Below are 13100 nucleotides of genomic sequence, written 5' to 3' on the forward strand. Positions count from 1 at the left end.
GTCCGACGAGACGGCAGGGGGCCGGGCGGTCTACTCCGGGACGCGGCGGTACGCGCCGTCGCTGGCCGAGGTGGCCATCGAGGCGTACGCCCGCAGCGCGGCCGAGACGGGCCGCTGCCGATCGGTGGGGGTGTACGGACGGTCGCGCTTCTCCTCGGCGACCCGGCGGGCCTGGAGCACGTCCTCCGGCACGTTCAACTCGATCGAGCGGCCCGGGATGTCGATCACGACCTCGTCGCCGTCGCGGACCAGCGCGATCAGCCCGCCGGAGGCCGCCTCGGGGGAGACGTGCCCGATGGAGAGCCCGGAGGTGCCGCCGGAGAACCGGCCGTCGGTGAGCAGCGCGCAGGCCCGGCCGAGCCCCCGGCCCTTGAGGAACGAGGTGGGGTAGAGCATCTCCTGCATGCCGGGGCCGCCCTTCGGGCCCTCGTACCGGATCACGACGACGTCGCCGGCGAGGATGCGCTTGTCGAGGATGGCCTCGACGGCGTCGTCCTGCGACTCGAAGACCTTCGCGGGGCCGCGGAAGGTCAGGCACTCCTCGGGCACACCCGCCGTCTTCACCACACAGCCGTCCGGCGCGAGGTTTCCGTGCAGGATGGCCAGGCCGCCGTCGGCCGAGTACGCGTGCGCCACGTCCCGGATGCAGCCACCCGTCGCGTCGGTGTCCAGGGACGACCAGCGGTTGGTGGTGGAGAACGGTTCGGTGGTGCGGACCCCGCCCGGTGCGGCGTGGAACAGTTCCACCGCCTCCGGTCGGGCCGAGCCACCCCGGACGTCCCATTCGGCGAGCCACTGCCCGAGCGAGGGGGAGTGCACGGAGTGCACGTCCCGGTGGAGCAGGCCACCTCGGTCCAGCTCACCGAGGATCGCCGGGATTCCGCCGGCGCGGTGCACGTCCTCCATGTGGTACTGGGGCGAGTTCGGGGCGACCTTCGCCAGGCAGGGCACCCGGCGGGAGATGGCGTCGATGTCGGCGACGCCGAAGTCCAGTTCGGCCTCCCGGGCGGCGGCGAGCAGGTGCAGCACCGTGTTCGTCGAGCCGCCCATCGCCACATCGAGCGCGACCGCGTTCTCGAACGCCGGCCGGGAGGCGATCGAGCGGGGCAGCACCGAGGCGTCGTCCTGCTCGTACCATCGCTTGGCGACCTCGACGACCGTACGCCCGGCGTCCACGAAGAGCGACCGGCGTGCGGCGTGGGTGGCCAGCGTCGAGCCGTTGCCGGGCAGCGCGAGCCCGATGGCCTCCGTGAGGCAGTTCATCGAGTTGGCGGTGAACATGCCGGAGCAGGAGCCGCAGGTCGGGCAGGCCGAGCGTTCGATGGCGCCGAGCTGGTCGTCGGTGACCGCCTCGTTCGACGAGGCGATCATCGCGTCGATCAGGTCGATCTTGCTGTGCACGACCCCCTCGATCGCTACCGTCTTGCCGGCCTCCATCGGCCCGCCGGAGACGAACACGGTGGGGATGTTGAGTCGGAGCGCGGCGAGCAGCATGCCCGGGGTGATCTTGTCGCAGTTGGAGATGCAGACCAGTGCGTCCGCGCAGTGCGCGTTGACCATGTACTCCACCGCGTCGGCGATGAGCTCCCGGCTGGGCAGCGAGTAGAGCATGCCGCCGTGGCCCATCGCGATGCCGTCGTCGACCGCGATGGTGTTGAACTCCCGTCCCACGCCACCGGCCTCGGCCACCGCGTCGGCGACCAGGCCGCCTAGCTCCTTGAGGTGTACGTGGCCCGGTACGAACTGGGTGAAACTGTTGGCGATGGCGACGATCGGCTTGCCGAAATCGTCGTCGGTCATCCCGGTGGCCCGCCAGAGGGCCCGGGCGCCGGCCATCGTCCGACCGTGCGTGGAGGTCTTCGACCGCAGCTCAGGCATGTACACCAGTCTGGCACCGGGCCGGCGAGGACCCCCGCGCGTGTACGCCGTGTCCCAACAGATGCACATCCGGGACCCCACGGAGAGCGCTCATCCGGCACAGTAACTGCGTGCAGCTTCCCCCGGGCATGGCCGTCCCCGCGGCGTTGAGCTGGCTGGTCGCCGCCTCGGCGACCGCGCTGCTCACGGTCGGTCTCCGGCGGCGTACGGGTCCGCACCGGCCGGCGCTCGTGCTGCTCGGGGTGGCCGCCGGGATCGCCCTGGTCGGCCTCGTGAGCGGGCTCGGCGCGGCGCTCGCCGCGGTGCCGCACTGGGCGCAGGAGCAGGGGCAGCGCACCGGCTGGACGGTCGTCGTCTCGGTCGCCACGGCCGCGAGCGGGCTGATCTTCCTGGTCGGGCTGTTCCGGCTGCCCGGGGTGATGACCTCCCCGGTGGTGACACTGCGGCTCGTCCTCGACGGGCTGATGATGGCCGCCGCCGTCTGGTTCGTCGGCTGGGTGCTCGTCAGCGAGCCGACCCGGCTGCTCGGCGACGCCACCCCGACGGGCCACGCCCCGGTCCTGATCGCCACGGCGGCCGCGGCGCTGACCGCCGGGATCGGCCCGGTCGCCGTCTGCCGGGGCGTCGCCACCCGCGGCCCCCTGGCCGTCCTCGCCGCGGCCATCGCCACCGTGACCGCTGGTGGGCTCGGCGTCGCCGTCGGGCTCGCCCAGTCCGGGCAGGGGATGGTGCTGACCGGTGCGGGGCTGTCGTCGGTCGGTCTGCTCGCCGTGGCGCTGTCGGCGCTGCGGGTCGATCCCCGGGGTCGGGTCGAGTCGGACGGCACTGACCGTAGCGGTGAGAACGGGTTCATTCCGATGTTCGCCATGACCGTGTCGGCGACCTATCACCTCGCCCAGGGCGGCCGGTTCACACCGCTCACGGTCGGGGTCTGCGCCGTCGAGGGATTCGCGCTGGTGGCCCGCCAGTACCTGGCGATGCGGGACGTGCGGGCGTACGCGGAGCGCCTGGCCGAGCGCGAGGCGCACTTCCGGGAGCTGGCGCACACCGACGCGTTGACCGGGTTGGCCAACCGGCGTGGGCTGCTGCGAGCGGTGCACCACCGCGTCGCGGCGGGCGATCCGTGCGTGCTGCTCGGCCTCGACCTGGACGGCTTCAAGCACGTCAACGACATGCGCGGGCACGACGTGGGTGACGCGGTGCTCGCCGAGGTGGGGCGCCGGCTGCGGGAGACCCTCGGCCCCGGCGACGTGGCGGCCCGGTTGGGCGGTGACGAGTTCGCGATACTGCTGTCCGGCCGCCCGGAGGAGGCGGACCGCGTCGCCGAGCGGCTGCTGGCGGTGCTCGGCCGGGCCTACGAGCAGACGGCTGGGCCGCTCTTCCTCTCCGTCAGCATCGGGGTGGCCGGTTGGGACGGAGAGCCCGACGTGGAGTTGTTGCTGCGCCACGCCGACCTGGCGCTGCGCTACGCAAAGCAGCGCGGGAAGAGCCGGATCGAACGCTACGACGTCGCGTACGACCAACTGCTGCGTCGCCGGACGACGCTGGAGCACGAACTGCGCGGCGCGATCGAGCGCGACGAGCTGCGGCTGGTCTTCCAACCGGTCGCCTCGCTGCCGTCGGTACGCCCGGTCGGCGCCGAGGCGCTGCTGCGCTGGCGTCACCCGGAGCTGGGCAACGTGCGCCCGGACGAGTTCATCCCGCTCGCCGAGGAGTGCGGCATGATCGCCAAGCTCGGTGCGTGGGTGCTCAACGAGGCGTGTCACCAGCTCTCCCGCTGGCTCGCCGGCGGGCACGACGTGTGGGTCTCGGTGAACGTCTCGCCCCGTGAGCTGCACGACCCGGAGTACGTGGTGCTGGTCGCCGACGCGCTGCGCCTGCACGGTGTCCCGCCGCAGCGCCTGGTGCTGGAGGTGACCGAGCACGCGGTCGCCACCGACCTGGACGAGCTGATCCGGCGGCTGACCGCGCTGCGCCGGACCGGGGTGCGGATCGCCCTGGACGACTTCGGTGCCGGTTACTCCTCGCTGGGGCAGCTGCGCCGGCTGCCGATCGACATTCTCAAGATCGACCATGGCCTGGTGGCCGAGCACGAGCCGGTCCGCCCCGAGGGGCGGGACGGGCCGGCCTTCGCGCCGATGGTCGACATCGTCATGCGCCTCGGCCATCAGCTCGGCCTGGAGGTGATCGCCGAGGGCGTCACCACGCCCACCGAACTGGCCGCGGTGGTCGCCGCGGGCTGCCGGTTCGGCCAGGGGGCGCTCTGCGGCTGGGGCGTACCGGCCGAACACCTGGAGGTGATGCTCGAGGCAGCCACCTCGCCGGGGGCAAGGCCGGCGGGCGCCTCGTCGGGCGCCCGGTCGCCGGGTCACGCCGGCGGCGGAGTGGATGCCGGCGCCCGGCCGCCGATGCCGCCTCCGTCGCGCCTTCCGCAGCGCGCGTCCGGGCAGCTCACACCGGGTGTCGCGGGCGCGCCGCGGACCGACTCGCCGACACCGGTGAACCAACATGTGGGATCAGTTGACTCATCGCGTGAGATGCGTCAGGCTTGAGCGCATGTCGTCTCACTGGTCGCTGCGAGTACTTATCTGAGCGCACTCTCCCTGGTCGAGAGTGCGCTGGCCCCGTGCATCTGCACGTGGGCCGTTTTTATTGCCGTCGGCCCGATCGACGGGCCCGCCCGCGTTCCATCCGCAACAACTGCCGCACCCACTCCAGCCGAAGGCCCGAACCGCCATGACGAGACCCACGCCAGAGACACTCGCCCACTCCGCACGCCGAGCCCGCGCGGCCGCCGCGCCGGCCACCGACACCGATCCCGCTGCCCGGACCGTCGCCGCTCCGGCCGCTCCGGCGGTACGGACACCCGCCCCGGCCCAGGTCTCCGGGGCCGGCTCCCTCGTGCGGTCCCTCGAGGCGCTCGGCGTCGACGTCGTCTTCGGCATCCCGGGCGGCTCGATCCTGCCGGCGTACGACCCGCTCTACGACTCCGCCGTCCGGCACATCCTCGTCCGTCACGAGCAGGGCGCCGGGCACGCCGCCACCGGCTACGCGCAGGCGACCGGTCGGGTCGGCGTCTGCATGGCCACCTCCGGCCCGGGCGCGACCAACCTGGTCACGCCGATCGCCGACGCGTACATGGACTCGGTGCCGGTGGTCGCCATCACCGGCCAGGTCGCCCGTCCCGCGATCGGCACGGACGCCTTCCAGGAGGCGGACATCCAGGGCATCACCCTGCCGATCACCAAGCACAACTTCCTGGTGCAGGAAGCCGCCGAGATCCCGCAGGTGCTGGCCGAGGCGTTCCACCTGGCGAGCACCGGCCGGCCCGGCCCGGTGCTGGTCGACATCCCGAAGGACGTGCTCCAGGCCGCCACCACCTTCACCTGGCCGCCGACGCTCGACCTGCCCGGCTACCGGCCGACCCTGCACCCGCACGGCAAGCAGATCCGCGAGGCGGCGCGTTTGATGGCGAGCGCCCGCCGGCCGGTGCTCTACGTCGGTGGCGGGGTGCTCAAGGCCGGCGCCACCGACGGGCTGCGGCAGCTCGCCGAGCTGACCGGCATCCCGGTGGTGACCACGCTGATGGCGCTCGGCGCGTTCCCCGACTCGCACCCGCAGCACCTGGGTATGCCCGGCATGCACGGCACGGTCGCCGCCGTCTACGGATTGCAGAAGGCCGATCTGATCGTGGCGCTCGGCGCCCGCTTCGACGACCGGGTCACCGGCCGGCTGGACTCGTTCGCGCCCGACGCGACAGTGGTGCACGCCGACATCGACCCGGCGGAGATCGGCAAGAACCGCCACGCGGACGTGCCGATCGTCGGCGACGCGCGGCACGTGATCGACGAGCTGATCGCCGCGGTCACCGCCGAGCGGGCGGCCGGCCCCACGACGGACCTCGGCGACTGGTGGAACCAGCTCGACGACCTGCGCAGGCGTTACCCGCTGGGGTACGACGACCCGGCCGACGGCACGCTCTCCCCGCAGTACGTCATCAAGCGGATCGGCGAGATCGTCGGCCGGGACGCGATCTACGTCGCCGGTGTCGGCCAACACCAGATGTGGGCCTCACAGTTCATCTCGTACGAGAAGCCGTACACCTGGTTGAACTCCGGCGGCCTCGGCACGATGGGCTACGCGGTGCCGGCGGCGATGGGTGCGAAGGTCGGCAAGCCGGACACGGTGGTGTGGGCGATCGACGGCGACGGCTGCTTCCAGATGACCAACCAGGAGCTGGCGACCTGCGCCCTGGAGGGCATCCCGGTAAAGATCGCCGTGATCAACAACGGCAATCTCGGGATGGTCCGCCAGTGGCAGACGCTCTTCTATGGGGAGCGTTACTCCAACACCGACCTCGGCACGCACAAGCACCGCATCCCCGACTTCGTGAAGCTGGCCGAGGCGCTCGGCTGCGTCGGCCTGCGTTGTGAGACCGCCGAGGACGTCGACAAGACCATCGCGGCCGCCATGGAGATCAACGACGCCCCCGTGGTCATCGACTTCGTGGTCGGCAAGGACGCGATGGTGTGGCCGATGGTGGCCGCCGGCACGAGCAACGACGAGATCATGTTCGCCCGCGGCGTTCGCCCGGCCTTCGACGAGGATGACATCTGACATGAGTGAGCGAAGCGAGGTCACGGCATGACGACGCACACGCTGAGCGTGCTCGTGGAGAACAAGCCGGGCGTCCTGGCCCGGGTGTCGGGGCTCTTCTCCCGGCGCGGCTTCAACATCGACAGCCTGGCGGTCGGCGAGACCGAGAACCCGGACGTCTCCCGGATCACCATCGTGGTCAACGCGGACTCGTCCCCGCTGGAGCAGGTCACCAAGCAGCTCAACAAGTTGGTCAACGTGCTCAAGATCGTGGAGCTCGACCCGCAGGTCTCGGTGGCCCGGGAGTTGCTGCTGGTCAAGGTCCGCGCGGACCGGTCGGTCCGCGGGCAGGTGCTGGACACGGTGAACCTCTTCCGGGCCCGGGTGGTCGACGTCGCGGCGGACACGCTGACGATCGAGGCCACCGGTACCCCGGACAAGCTGGACGCGCTGCTGCGCGACCTCGAACCCTTCGGCATCAAGGAGATGGTGCAGTCCGGACTGGTGGCGATCGGGCGTGGTTCCCGTTCCATCACCGCCGGCCCGGCCCTGCGCGCCGCCTGACCAACCTGCGGGTCGGCACCGGGGCCGGCCCCGCGGGCTGCCTGACACATCCGCACAACCACGACGGGCCGCCCGGGCCGCCGTACGAAAGGGAAAGTTCCATGAGCGTTCAGGTGTACTACGACGACGACGCCGACCTGGGCCTGATCCAGGCCAAGAAGGTCGCCGTCATCGGCTACGGCAGCCAGGGCCACGCGCACGCGCTGTCGCTGCGCGACTCGGGTGTCGACGTCGTGATCGGTCTGCCGGCGGGCTCGAAGAGCCGGCCGAAGGCGGAGGAGCAGGGCCTGCGGGTGGTCACCCCGGCCGAGGCGGCCGCCGAGGCCGACGTGATCATGGTGCTCGCGCCGGACACCGTGCAGCGCAGCCTGTACGCCGAGGCGATCGCCCCGAACCTGGCTCCGGGTAAGGCGCTGCTGTTCGGCCACGGCTTCAACATCCGCTACGGCTTCATCGAGCCGCCGGCCGACGTCGACGTGGCGATGGTCGCCCCGAAGGGCCCGGGTCACCTGGTCCGCCGCCAGTACGTCGACGGCAAGGGCGTGCCGGTGCTGGTCGCCGTCGAGCAGGACGCCTCCGGCGGCGCCTTCGCCCTGGCGCTGGCGTACGCCAAGGGCATCGGCGGTACCCGCGCCGGCGCCATCCGGACCACCTTCACCGAGGAGACCGAGACCGACCTCTTCGGTGAGCAGGCGGTGCTCTGCGGCGGTGCGACCGCGCTGGTGCAGAGCGGGTTCGAGGTGCTCACCGAGGCCGGCTACGCGCCCGAGATCGCCTACTTCGAGTGCCTGCACGAGCTGAAGCTCATCGTCGACCTGATGTACGAGGGCGGCATCGAGCGGATGCGCTACAGCGTCTCCGACACCGCCGAGTACGGCGACTACTCCCGTGGCCCGCGCGTCATCGACAGCCGGGTCAAGGATGAGATGCGCAAGATCCTCTCCGAGATCCAGTCCGGCGAGTTCGCCCGCGAGTGGATCGCCGAGGACGACGCGGGCCGCCCGAACTTCGCCAAGTGGCGGGCCGAGGGCGCGGCGCACCCCATCGAGGAGACCGGGCGGAAGCTGCGCGGCATGATGAGCTGGGTCGACCGGCCGATCACCGAGACCGCCTGAGTTCCTTCACCGGCCGCCCGGGACGTAGGCCCGGTCAGCCCATCGACGGCCCCGACGTGGCGCTCTCCCCGGTGCCACGCCGGGGCCGTCGGCTTTCGCCGGGCGGGACCGTGCGAGGAGACGCTCCGTCCGGACCTGCCCCCCCCACGTCGCCGCCGGTCACGTCGCCGTCGAGCGGCGGGCCGGCGCCCGGTTAACGGGGAATCAACTCCGCGACAACACCGTGTGAGGGCGCTCACCCCGATGTCCCGGACACGCCGGGCAGTGCGCCCCCTACCATCGCTCATAGGTGCGCGAAGCCGGCACCTGACGGCCATGATCCGGTTCGGCGCAGGGCGCAGTGCGGCGTCCGACAGCCCGGCCGACCGCTCTGACTACAGCTACGAGGACCGATGAATCCTGTCGTACTGATCGCCGAAGAACTCGCCCCCGCCGCCATCGAGGTGCTCGCGCACGACTTCGACGTCCGCCACGTCGACGGCACCGACCGCCACGCGCTGCTCTCCGCCCTCGCCGACGCCGACGCCGTCATCGTGCGCAGCGCCACCCAGATCGACGCCGAGGCGATCGCCGCCGCGCCGCGGCTCAAGGTGGTCGCCCGCGCCGGCGTGGGGCTGGACAACGTCGAGGTGCCGGCCGCCACCGCGCGCGGCGTCATGGTCGTCAACGCGCCCACCTCCAACATCGTCTCCGCCGCAGAACAGGCCGTCGCACTGCTGCTCGCCGTCGCCCGCAACACCGCGAGCGCCAGCGCCGCGCTGAAGGCGGGGGAGTGGAAGCGGTCGAAGTACACAGGTGTCGAGATCCAGGGCAAGACCGTCGGCGTCGTCGGCCTCGGCCGCATCGGCGTGCTCTTCGCGCAGCGCATCGCCGCCTTCGGCACCCGGCTCATCGCGTACGACCCGTACATCCAGCCGGCTCGCGCCGCGCAGCTCGGCGTCCGCCTGGTCGGCTTGGAGGAGCTGCTGCGGGAGAGCGACTTCATCTCCATCCACCTGCCGAAGACGCCTGAGACGGTCGGTCTGATCGGTGAGAAGGAACTGGCCATCGTCAAGCCGGGCGTGCGCATCGTCAACGCCGCCCGCGGTGGTCTCGTCGACGAGCAGGCCCTCGCCGACGCGATCGCCGAGGGGCGGGTCGGCGGCGCGGGCGTGGACGTCTACTCGAAGGAGCCGTGCACCTCGTCGCCGCTGTTCGCGTTCGACAACGTGGTCGCCACCCCGCACCTGGGCGCGTCCACCCACGAGGCGCAGGACAAGGCCGGCCTGGCCGTGGCGAAGAGCGTCAAGCTGGCGCTGCAGGGCGAGTTCGTGCCGGACGCGGTGAACGTGCAGGCCGGTGGCGTGGTCGCCGAGGACGTACGCCCGTTGCTGCCGCTGGCCGAGAAGCTCGGGCGGGCGTTCACCGCGGTCGCCGGCGGGATCGCCGCCAGCGTGACCGTCGAGGTACGCGGTGAGGTCGTCGACCACGACGTCTCGGTGCTCAAGCTCGCCGCCACCAAGGGGCTGTTCAGCTCGGTGGTCGAGGAGCAGGTGACCTACGTCAACGCGCCGCACCTGGCGGCCGAGCGTGGCGTCGAGGTCACCCTGGCCACCCAGGCCGAGACGGTCGAGCACCCGAACCTCGTCACCGTGCGCGGCGCGCTGCCCGACGGCCGGACGGTCAGCGTCTCCGGGACGGTGACCAGCGCCGGCCCCCGGGACGTCATCAAGCTGACCGAGGTGGACGGTTTCGACGTGGAGATCGGTGCGGAGGGCATCCTGGTCTTCCTCCGCTACGCCGACCGGCCGGGCGTGGTCGGCACCGTGGGTACGCTGCTCGGCGAGGCCGGCGTCAACATCGCCGCGATGCAGGTGGCGCGTCGCGAGGCCGGTGGCGAGACGCTGATGACGCTCACCGTCGACCAGGCGCTCGGCGCCGACCTGCTCACCTCCGCCGCCGAGTCGATCGGCGCGACCGCGGCGAGCGCCGCGGACCTGCGCGACGAATGAGCTGAACGCAGCACGACGGGGGCCCGGCAGATCTGCCGGGCCCTTTGGCGTACCGGCCGCTCGCCGGTGCCGAAGCCGGCGAGGTCGGCAGCAGGGCGAGGCAGGCCGACGAGTACAGCGCCGGCCGAGGCACCAGGGGCGTTCAGCGGCCTCGCCAGTCCCGTTGCCTGCCTCGATCAGTTGGACAGGCGGGCGGGCGGCGGGTAGACCGAGCCGTCCTGCGCGTCGAAGAGCATGAGCCCGTACTGACCGGCGAGCCGCTCGATGTCGAGCAGCACCTGGTCCTCGCAGGCCGGGTTCAGGTTCATCTCGATGTGGTCGGCCATCGCGTGCAGTGGCGCGACCTCCCACGGGGTGCCGGGCCTCGGGGGCCGATCCGGATAGGTGGCGGTGATCGCACGGTAGAAGCCGACCACGCGGGGATCCGGCTGGCGCTCGGCGTGTTCTCCCTGCCGGCACCGATGCACCGCTGCTCGTACGTCCTCGGGCGTCGCCCCGTCCGCCAGGGCCCACACGCTCAGATCGAAACTCACGGCGGACAGAGTGCCATTCATCGTTCACCGTGTCGAAACTGCCCCGCCGCAGGCCAGCCGTCGGGTTGCCGTCATCCTGCCAGGACGGTCCGCTGTGGAGACTCTTGCGTCGAGTTGCGTCGATTCGCTAGCGTACCCGTGCGGTCACCGGCCGAGCACCGCGACGTCGACCCGTCTTCGGGTGGCGCGGTCGACCCCGGCCCGACCGGCCCGCACCCCTCGAATGCGCGAGCCACGCGCACTCGTCGCTGACCGGCCCCCACGGCCGTTGCCGCGGGCGTGGGGGCCGATCGCCGGTCCGCACCCGCAGGTCGTCAACGACGCTGGGCGGAGAGCGCCCGATAGTCCGAGTTGCCCTTGAACCAGGCCAGCCCGGCCGGGCCGGCGGCGTAGAGCGCTGTCGCGTACGCGTCGGCCACCGTGAGGTCCGGGCCCACCACGGTCGCGGCGAGCAGCTGGTCGGCGGGCTGCCCGGTGTGCGGGTCGACGACGTGCCCCTGCCGCCCGCTCACCCCGGACGTGCCGATCGCGCCCGCCGTCATCTCCAGTACCAGCGGCGGGCGGTCGTGCTCGATCGGGTGGTGCACGGCGATCCGCCACGGGCCGCCATGCGCAGCGTGTCCGCGTACCACCAGGTCGGCGCCGCAGACCACCGCATAGTCGTGGACACCGTTGGCCCGCAGCCGGGCGGCGGCGCGCTCCACCGCCCAACCGCCGAGCAGGCCGCCGGGGTCGAAACCGCCGGGGACCGCCCACGCGTCGAACCATCCGTCGGTCGCCGCGCGCATCGCGGCGCACCTGTCCACCAGGTCGGCGAGCGGGGCGTACGACTCGGGGCTGATCTCGCCCCGGCGCAGCCGGGAGACGAGGCTGTCCGGTCGGGTCGGGCCGTAGGTGAGGTCGATGGCGCGCAGCTCGGCGACCGCGTCCCGCAACGCCTCGCCGACGCCCCGCCGACCCAGCCAGGTGGGCGCGTTGAGCAGCAGCGTGTACTCGGCGGTGGTCGTACGGACGTGGTGCTGCACCGCGATCCGGTCCGGCGTCACGGCGCGGGCCCGGTCGACGCGGTGCGCGGGGCTGCCGAGCCGCAGGTCGGGCCGGCGGTGCCGGAAGGTGGCCGGGTCGGGCCAGCGGGTCCTCGGCTGCTCGTCGATGCGCATGGCGATTCGCCCCCTCGGGAGTGGCGGCCGCGTCGACGCGACCACCGGCGTGGGCCCCCCTTGACCCACCCAGAGACAGGCTAGGCAGCCAAGATGACTGCTTCATGAAACGCAGCTGGGAGGGTCCTGTGCGTCGACATCGTCTTAAGATATGGGCACCGTGTACCGGGTAGCGGGACGCCGGCGTACCGTGGGCGCAAACGGCGAGCAGAGGAGCGCAGGCGTGGCACGGATCGCGGTGGTGGCCGGGGACGGAATCGGTCCCGAGGTGGTCGCGCAGGCCCGCAAGGTCCTCGACGCGGTGCTCCCCGGTGTGCAGGCCACCGAGTACGACCTCGGCGCCGCCCGCTGGCACCGCACCGGCGAGGTGCTGCCGGACTCGGTCCTGGCCGAGCTGGCGCAGCACGACGCGATTCTGCTCGGCGCGGTCGGTGACCCGACCGTACCTCCCGGTGTGCTGGAGCGCGGCCTGCTGCTCAAGCTCCGGTTCGCCTTCGACCAGTACGTGAACCTCCGCCCGTCCCGGCTCTGGCCGGGCGTGCCCGGCCCGCTGGCCGGCGTCAAGCCCGGGGAGGTCGACCTCGTCGTGGTGCGTGAGGGCACCGAGGGGCTCTACGCCGGAGCCGGCGGGACGCTGCACCGCGACACCCCCGCCGAGGTCGCCACCGAGGAGAGCCTGAACACCCGGCACGGCGTGGAGCGGGTGATCCGCGACGCGTTCGCCCGGGCCGGGCGCCGCGAGCGGCGCAAGGTCACCCTCGTGCACAAGACCAACGTCCTCAGTCATGCCGGCTCGCTCTGGTCGCGCACGTTCGAGGCGGTCGCCGCCGAGCACCCCGACGTCACCACCGAATACCAGCACGTCGACGCCGCGGCGATGTTCCTGGTCACCCAACCGCAGCGCTACGACGTGGTCGTCACCGACAACCTCTTCGGGGACATCCTCACCGACATCGCGGGCGCCGTCACCGGCGGCATCGGGTTGGCCGCCAGCGGGTGCATCAACCCGGAGGGGCGGTACCCGTCGATGTTCGAACCGGTGCACGGTTCCGCGCCGGACATCGCCGGCCAGGGAGTGGCCGACCCGGTTGCCGCAGTTCTCTCCGCAGCCCTCCTGCTCGACCAGCTCGGGCACACCGACGCCGCGAACCGGGTCACCGCCGCCGTCGCCATCGAACTGGCCAACCGTGCACCGGGCGTACCCGTGGGCACGGCGGAGGTGGGCGACCGGCTCGCGAGCCTCGCCGCCGGCTGAACCCGTGG

Annotated in this window: 9 protein-coding genes; 6 read left to right on the forward strand and 3 right to left on the reverse strand. The window is 72.2% G+C overall.

The window, feature by feature from the left end; genetic code table 11:
* Positions 1-30 precede the first annotated feature (30 nt).
* Complete coding sequence (gene ilvD, locus BXA10_RS12240; RefSeq protein ID WP_076470576.1) at positions 31-1878, reverse strand: dihydroxy-acid dehydratase; 1848 nt, start codon at positions 1876-1878, stop codon at positions 31-33.
* Positions 1879-1988: 110 nt separating this feature from the next.
* On the opposite strand from ilvD, the gene BXA10_RS12245 reads away from it, so the two are divergent.
* The 5 genes from BXA10_RS12245 (at position 1989) to serA (ending at position 10144) form a co-directional block, all read left to right on the forward strand.
* Positions 1989-4430 carry a putative bifunctional diguanylate cyclase/phosphodiesterase gene (locus BXA10_RS12245; protein WP_139337968.1) on the forward strand — a complete coding sequence of 814 codons (2442 nt, stop codon included), beginning with the start codon at positions 1989-1991 and terminating at the stop codon, positions 4428-4430.
* 184 nt (positions 4431-4614) lie between these two features.
* A complete protein-coding gene (locus BXA10_RS12250) occupies positions 4615-6495 on the forward strand; it encodes an acetolactate synthase large subunit (protein ID WP_076470439.1) in 1881 nt (626 codons plus the stop codon).
* 27 nt (positions 6496-6522) lie between these two features.
* Positions 6523-7038: an acetolactate synthase small subunit gene (gene ilvN, locus BXA10_RS12255; RefSeq protein WP_076470440.1), complete on the forward strand. Its 516-nt coding sequence runs from the start codon at positions 6523-6525 to the stop codon at positions 7036-7038.
* A 101-nt stretch (positions 7039-7139) separates the two neighbouring features.
* Complete coding sequence (gene ilvC / locus BXA10_RS12260; RefSeq protein WP_076470441.1) at positions 7140-8153, forward strand: ketol-acid reductoisomerase; 1014 nt, start codon at positions 7140-7142, stop codon at positions 8151-8153.
* A 392-nt stretch (positions 8154-8545) separates the two neighbouring features.
* The gene (serA, locus tag BXA10_RS12265) at positions 8546-10144 is read left to right on the forward strand and encodes a phosphoglycerate dehydrogenase (RefSeq protein ID WP_076470442.1); all 1599 of its coding nucleotides are present in this window, start codon (positions 8546-8548) and stop codon (positions 10142-10144) included.
* Between the two features lie 176 nt (positions 10145-10320).
* Here serA and BXA10_RS12270 read toward each other — a convergent pair whose 3' ends face one another.
* Together BXA10_RS12270 and BXA10_RS12275 are read right to left on the reverse strand one after the other, a co-directional pair.
* On the reverse strand, positions 10321-10677 hold the full coding sequence (locus tag BXA10_RS12270; RefSeq protein ID WP_175649185.1) for a hypothetical protein: 357 nt from the start codon (positions 10675-10677) through the stop codon (positions 10321-10323).
* A gap of 314 nt (positions 10678-10991) precedes the next feature.
* Entirely contained in the window at positions 10992-11837 is an 846-nt protein-coding gene (locus BXA10_RS12275) for an FAD:protein FMN transferase (RefSeq protein WP_076470444.1), read from the reverse strand.
* A 223-nt stretch (positions 11838-12060) separates the two neighbouring features.
* Between BXA10_RS12275 and BXA10_RS12280 the strand changes: the two genes are divergently transcribed.
* Positions 12061-13092, forward strand: coding sequence for a 3-isopropylmalate dehydrogenase (locus tag BXA10_RS12280; protein WP_076470445.1), 1032 nt, complete (start codon positions 12061-12063; stop codon positions 13090-13092).
* The last annotated feature ends 8 nt before the right edge of the window (positions 13093-13100 follow it).

It is taken from the genome of Micromonospora avicenniae (genome assembly GCF_900156065.1).
In the GTDB taxonomy this organism is placed as follows: domain Bacteria; phylum Actinomycetota; class Actinomycetes; order Mycobacteriales; family Micromonosporaceae; genus Micromonospora; species Micromonospora avicenniae.

Coding starts and splice junctions, on each gene's coding strand:
- ilvD (WP_076470576.1), bottom strand. CDS start 1,878: ATGCCTGAGCTGCGGTCGAAGACCTCCACGCACGGTCGGACGATGGCC.
- BXA10_RS12250 (WP_076470439.1), top strand. CDS start 4,615: ATGACGAGACCCACGCCAGAGACACTCGCCCACTCCGCACGCCGAGCC.
- ilvN (WP_076470440.1), top strand. CDS start 6,523: ATGACGACGCACACGCTGAGCGTGCTCGTGGAGAACAAGCCGGGCGTC.
- ilvC (WP_076470441.1), top strand. CDS start 7,140: ATGAGCGTTCAGGTGTACTACGACGACGACGCCGACCTGGGCCTGATC.
- serA (WP_076470442.1), top strand. CDS start 8,546: ATGAATCCTGTCGTACTGATCGCCGAAGAACTCGCCCCCGCCGCCATC.
- BXA10_RS12275 (WP_076470444.1), bottom strand. CDS start 11,837: ATGCGCATCGACGAGCAGCCGAGGACCCGCTGGCCCGACCCGGCCACC.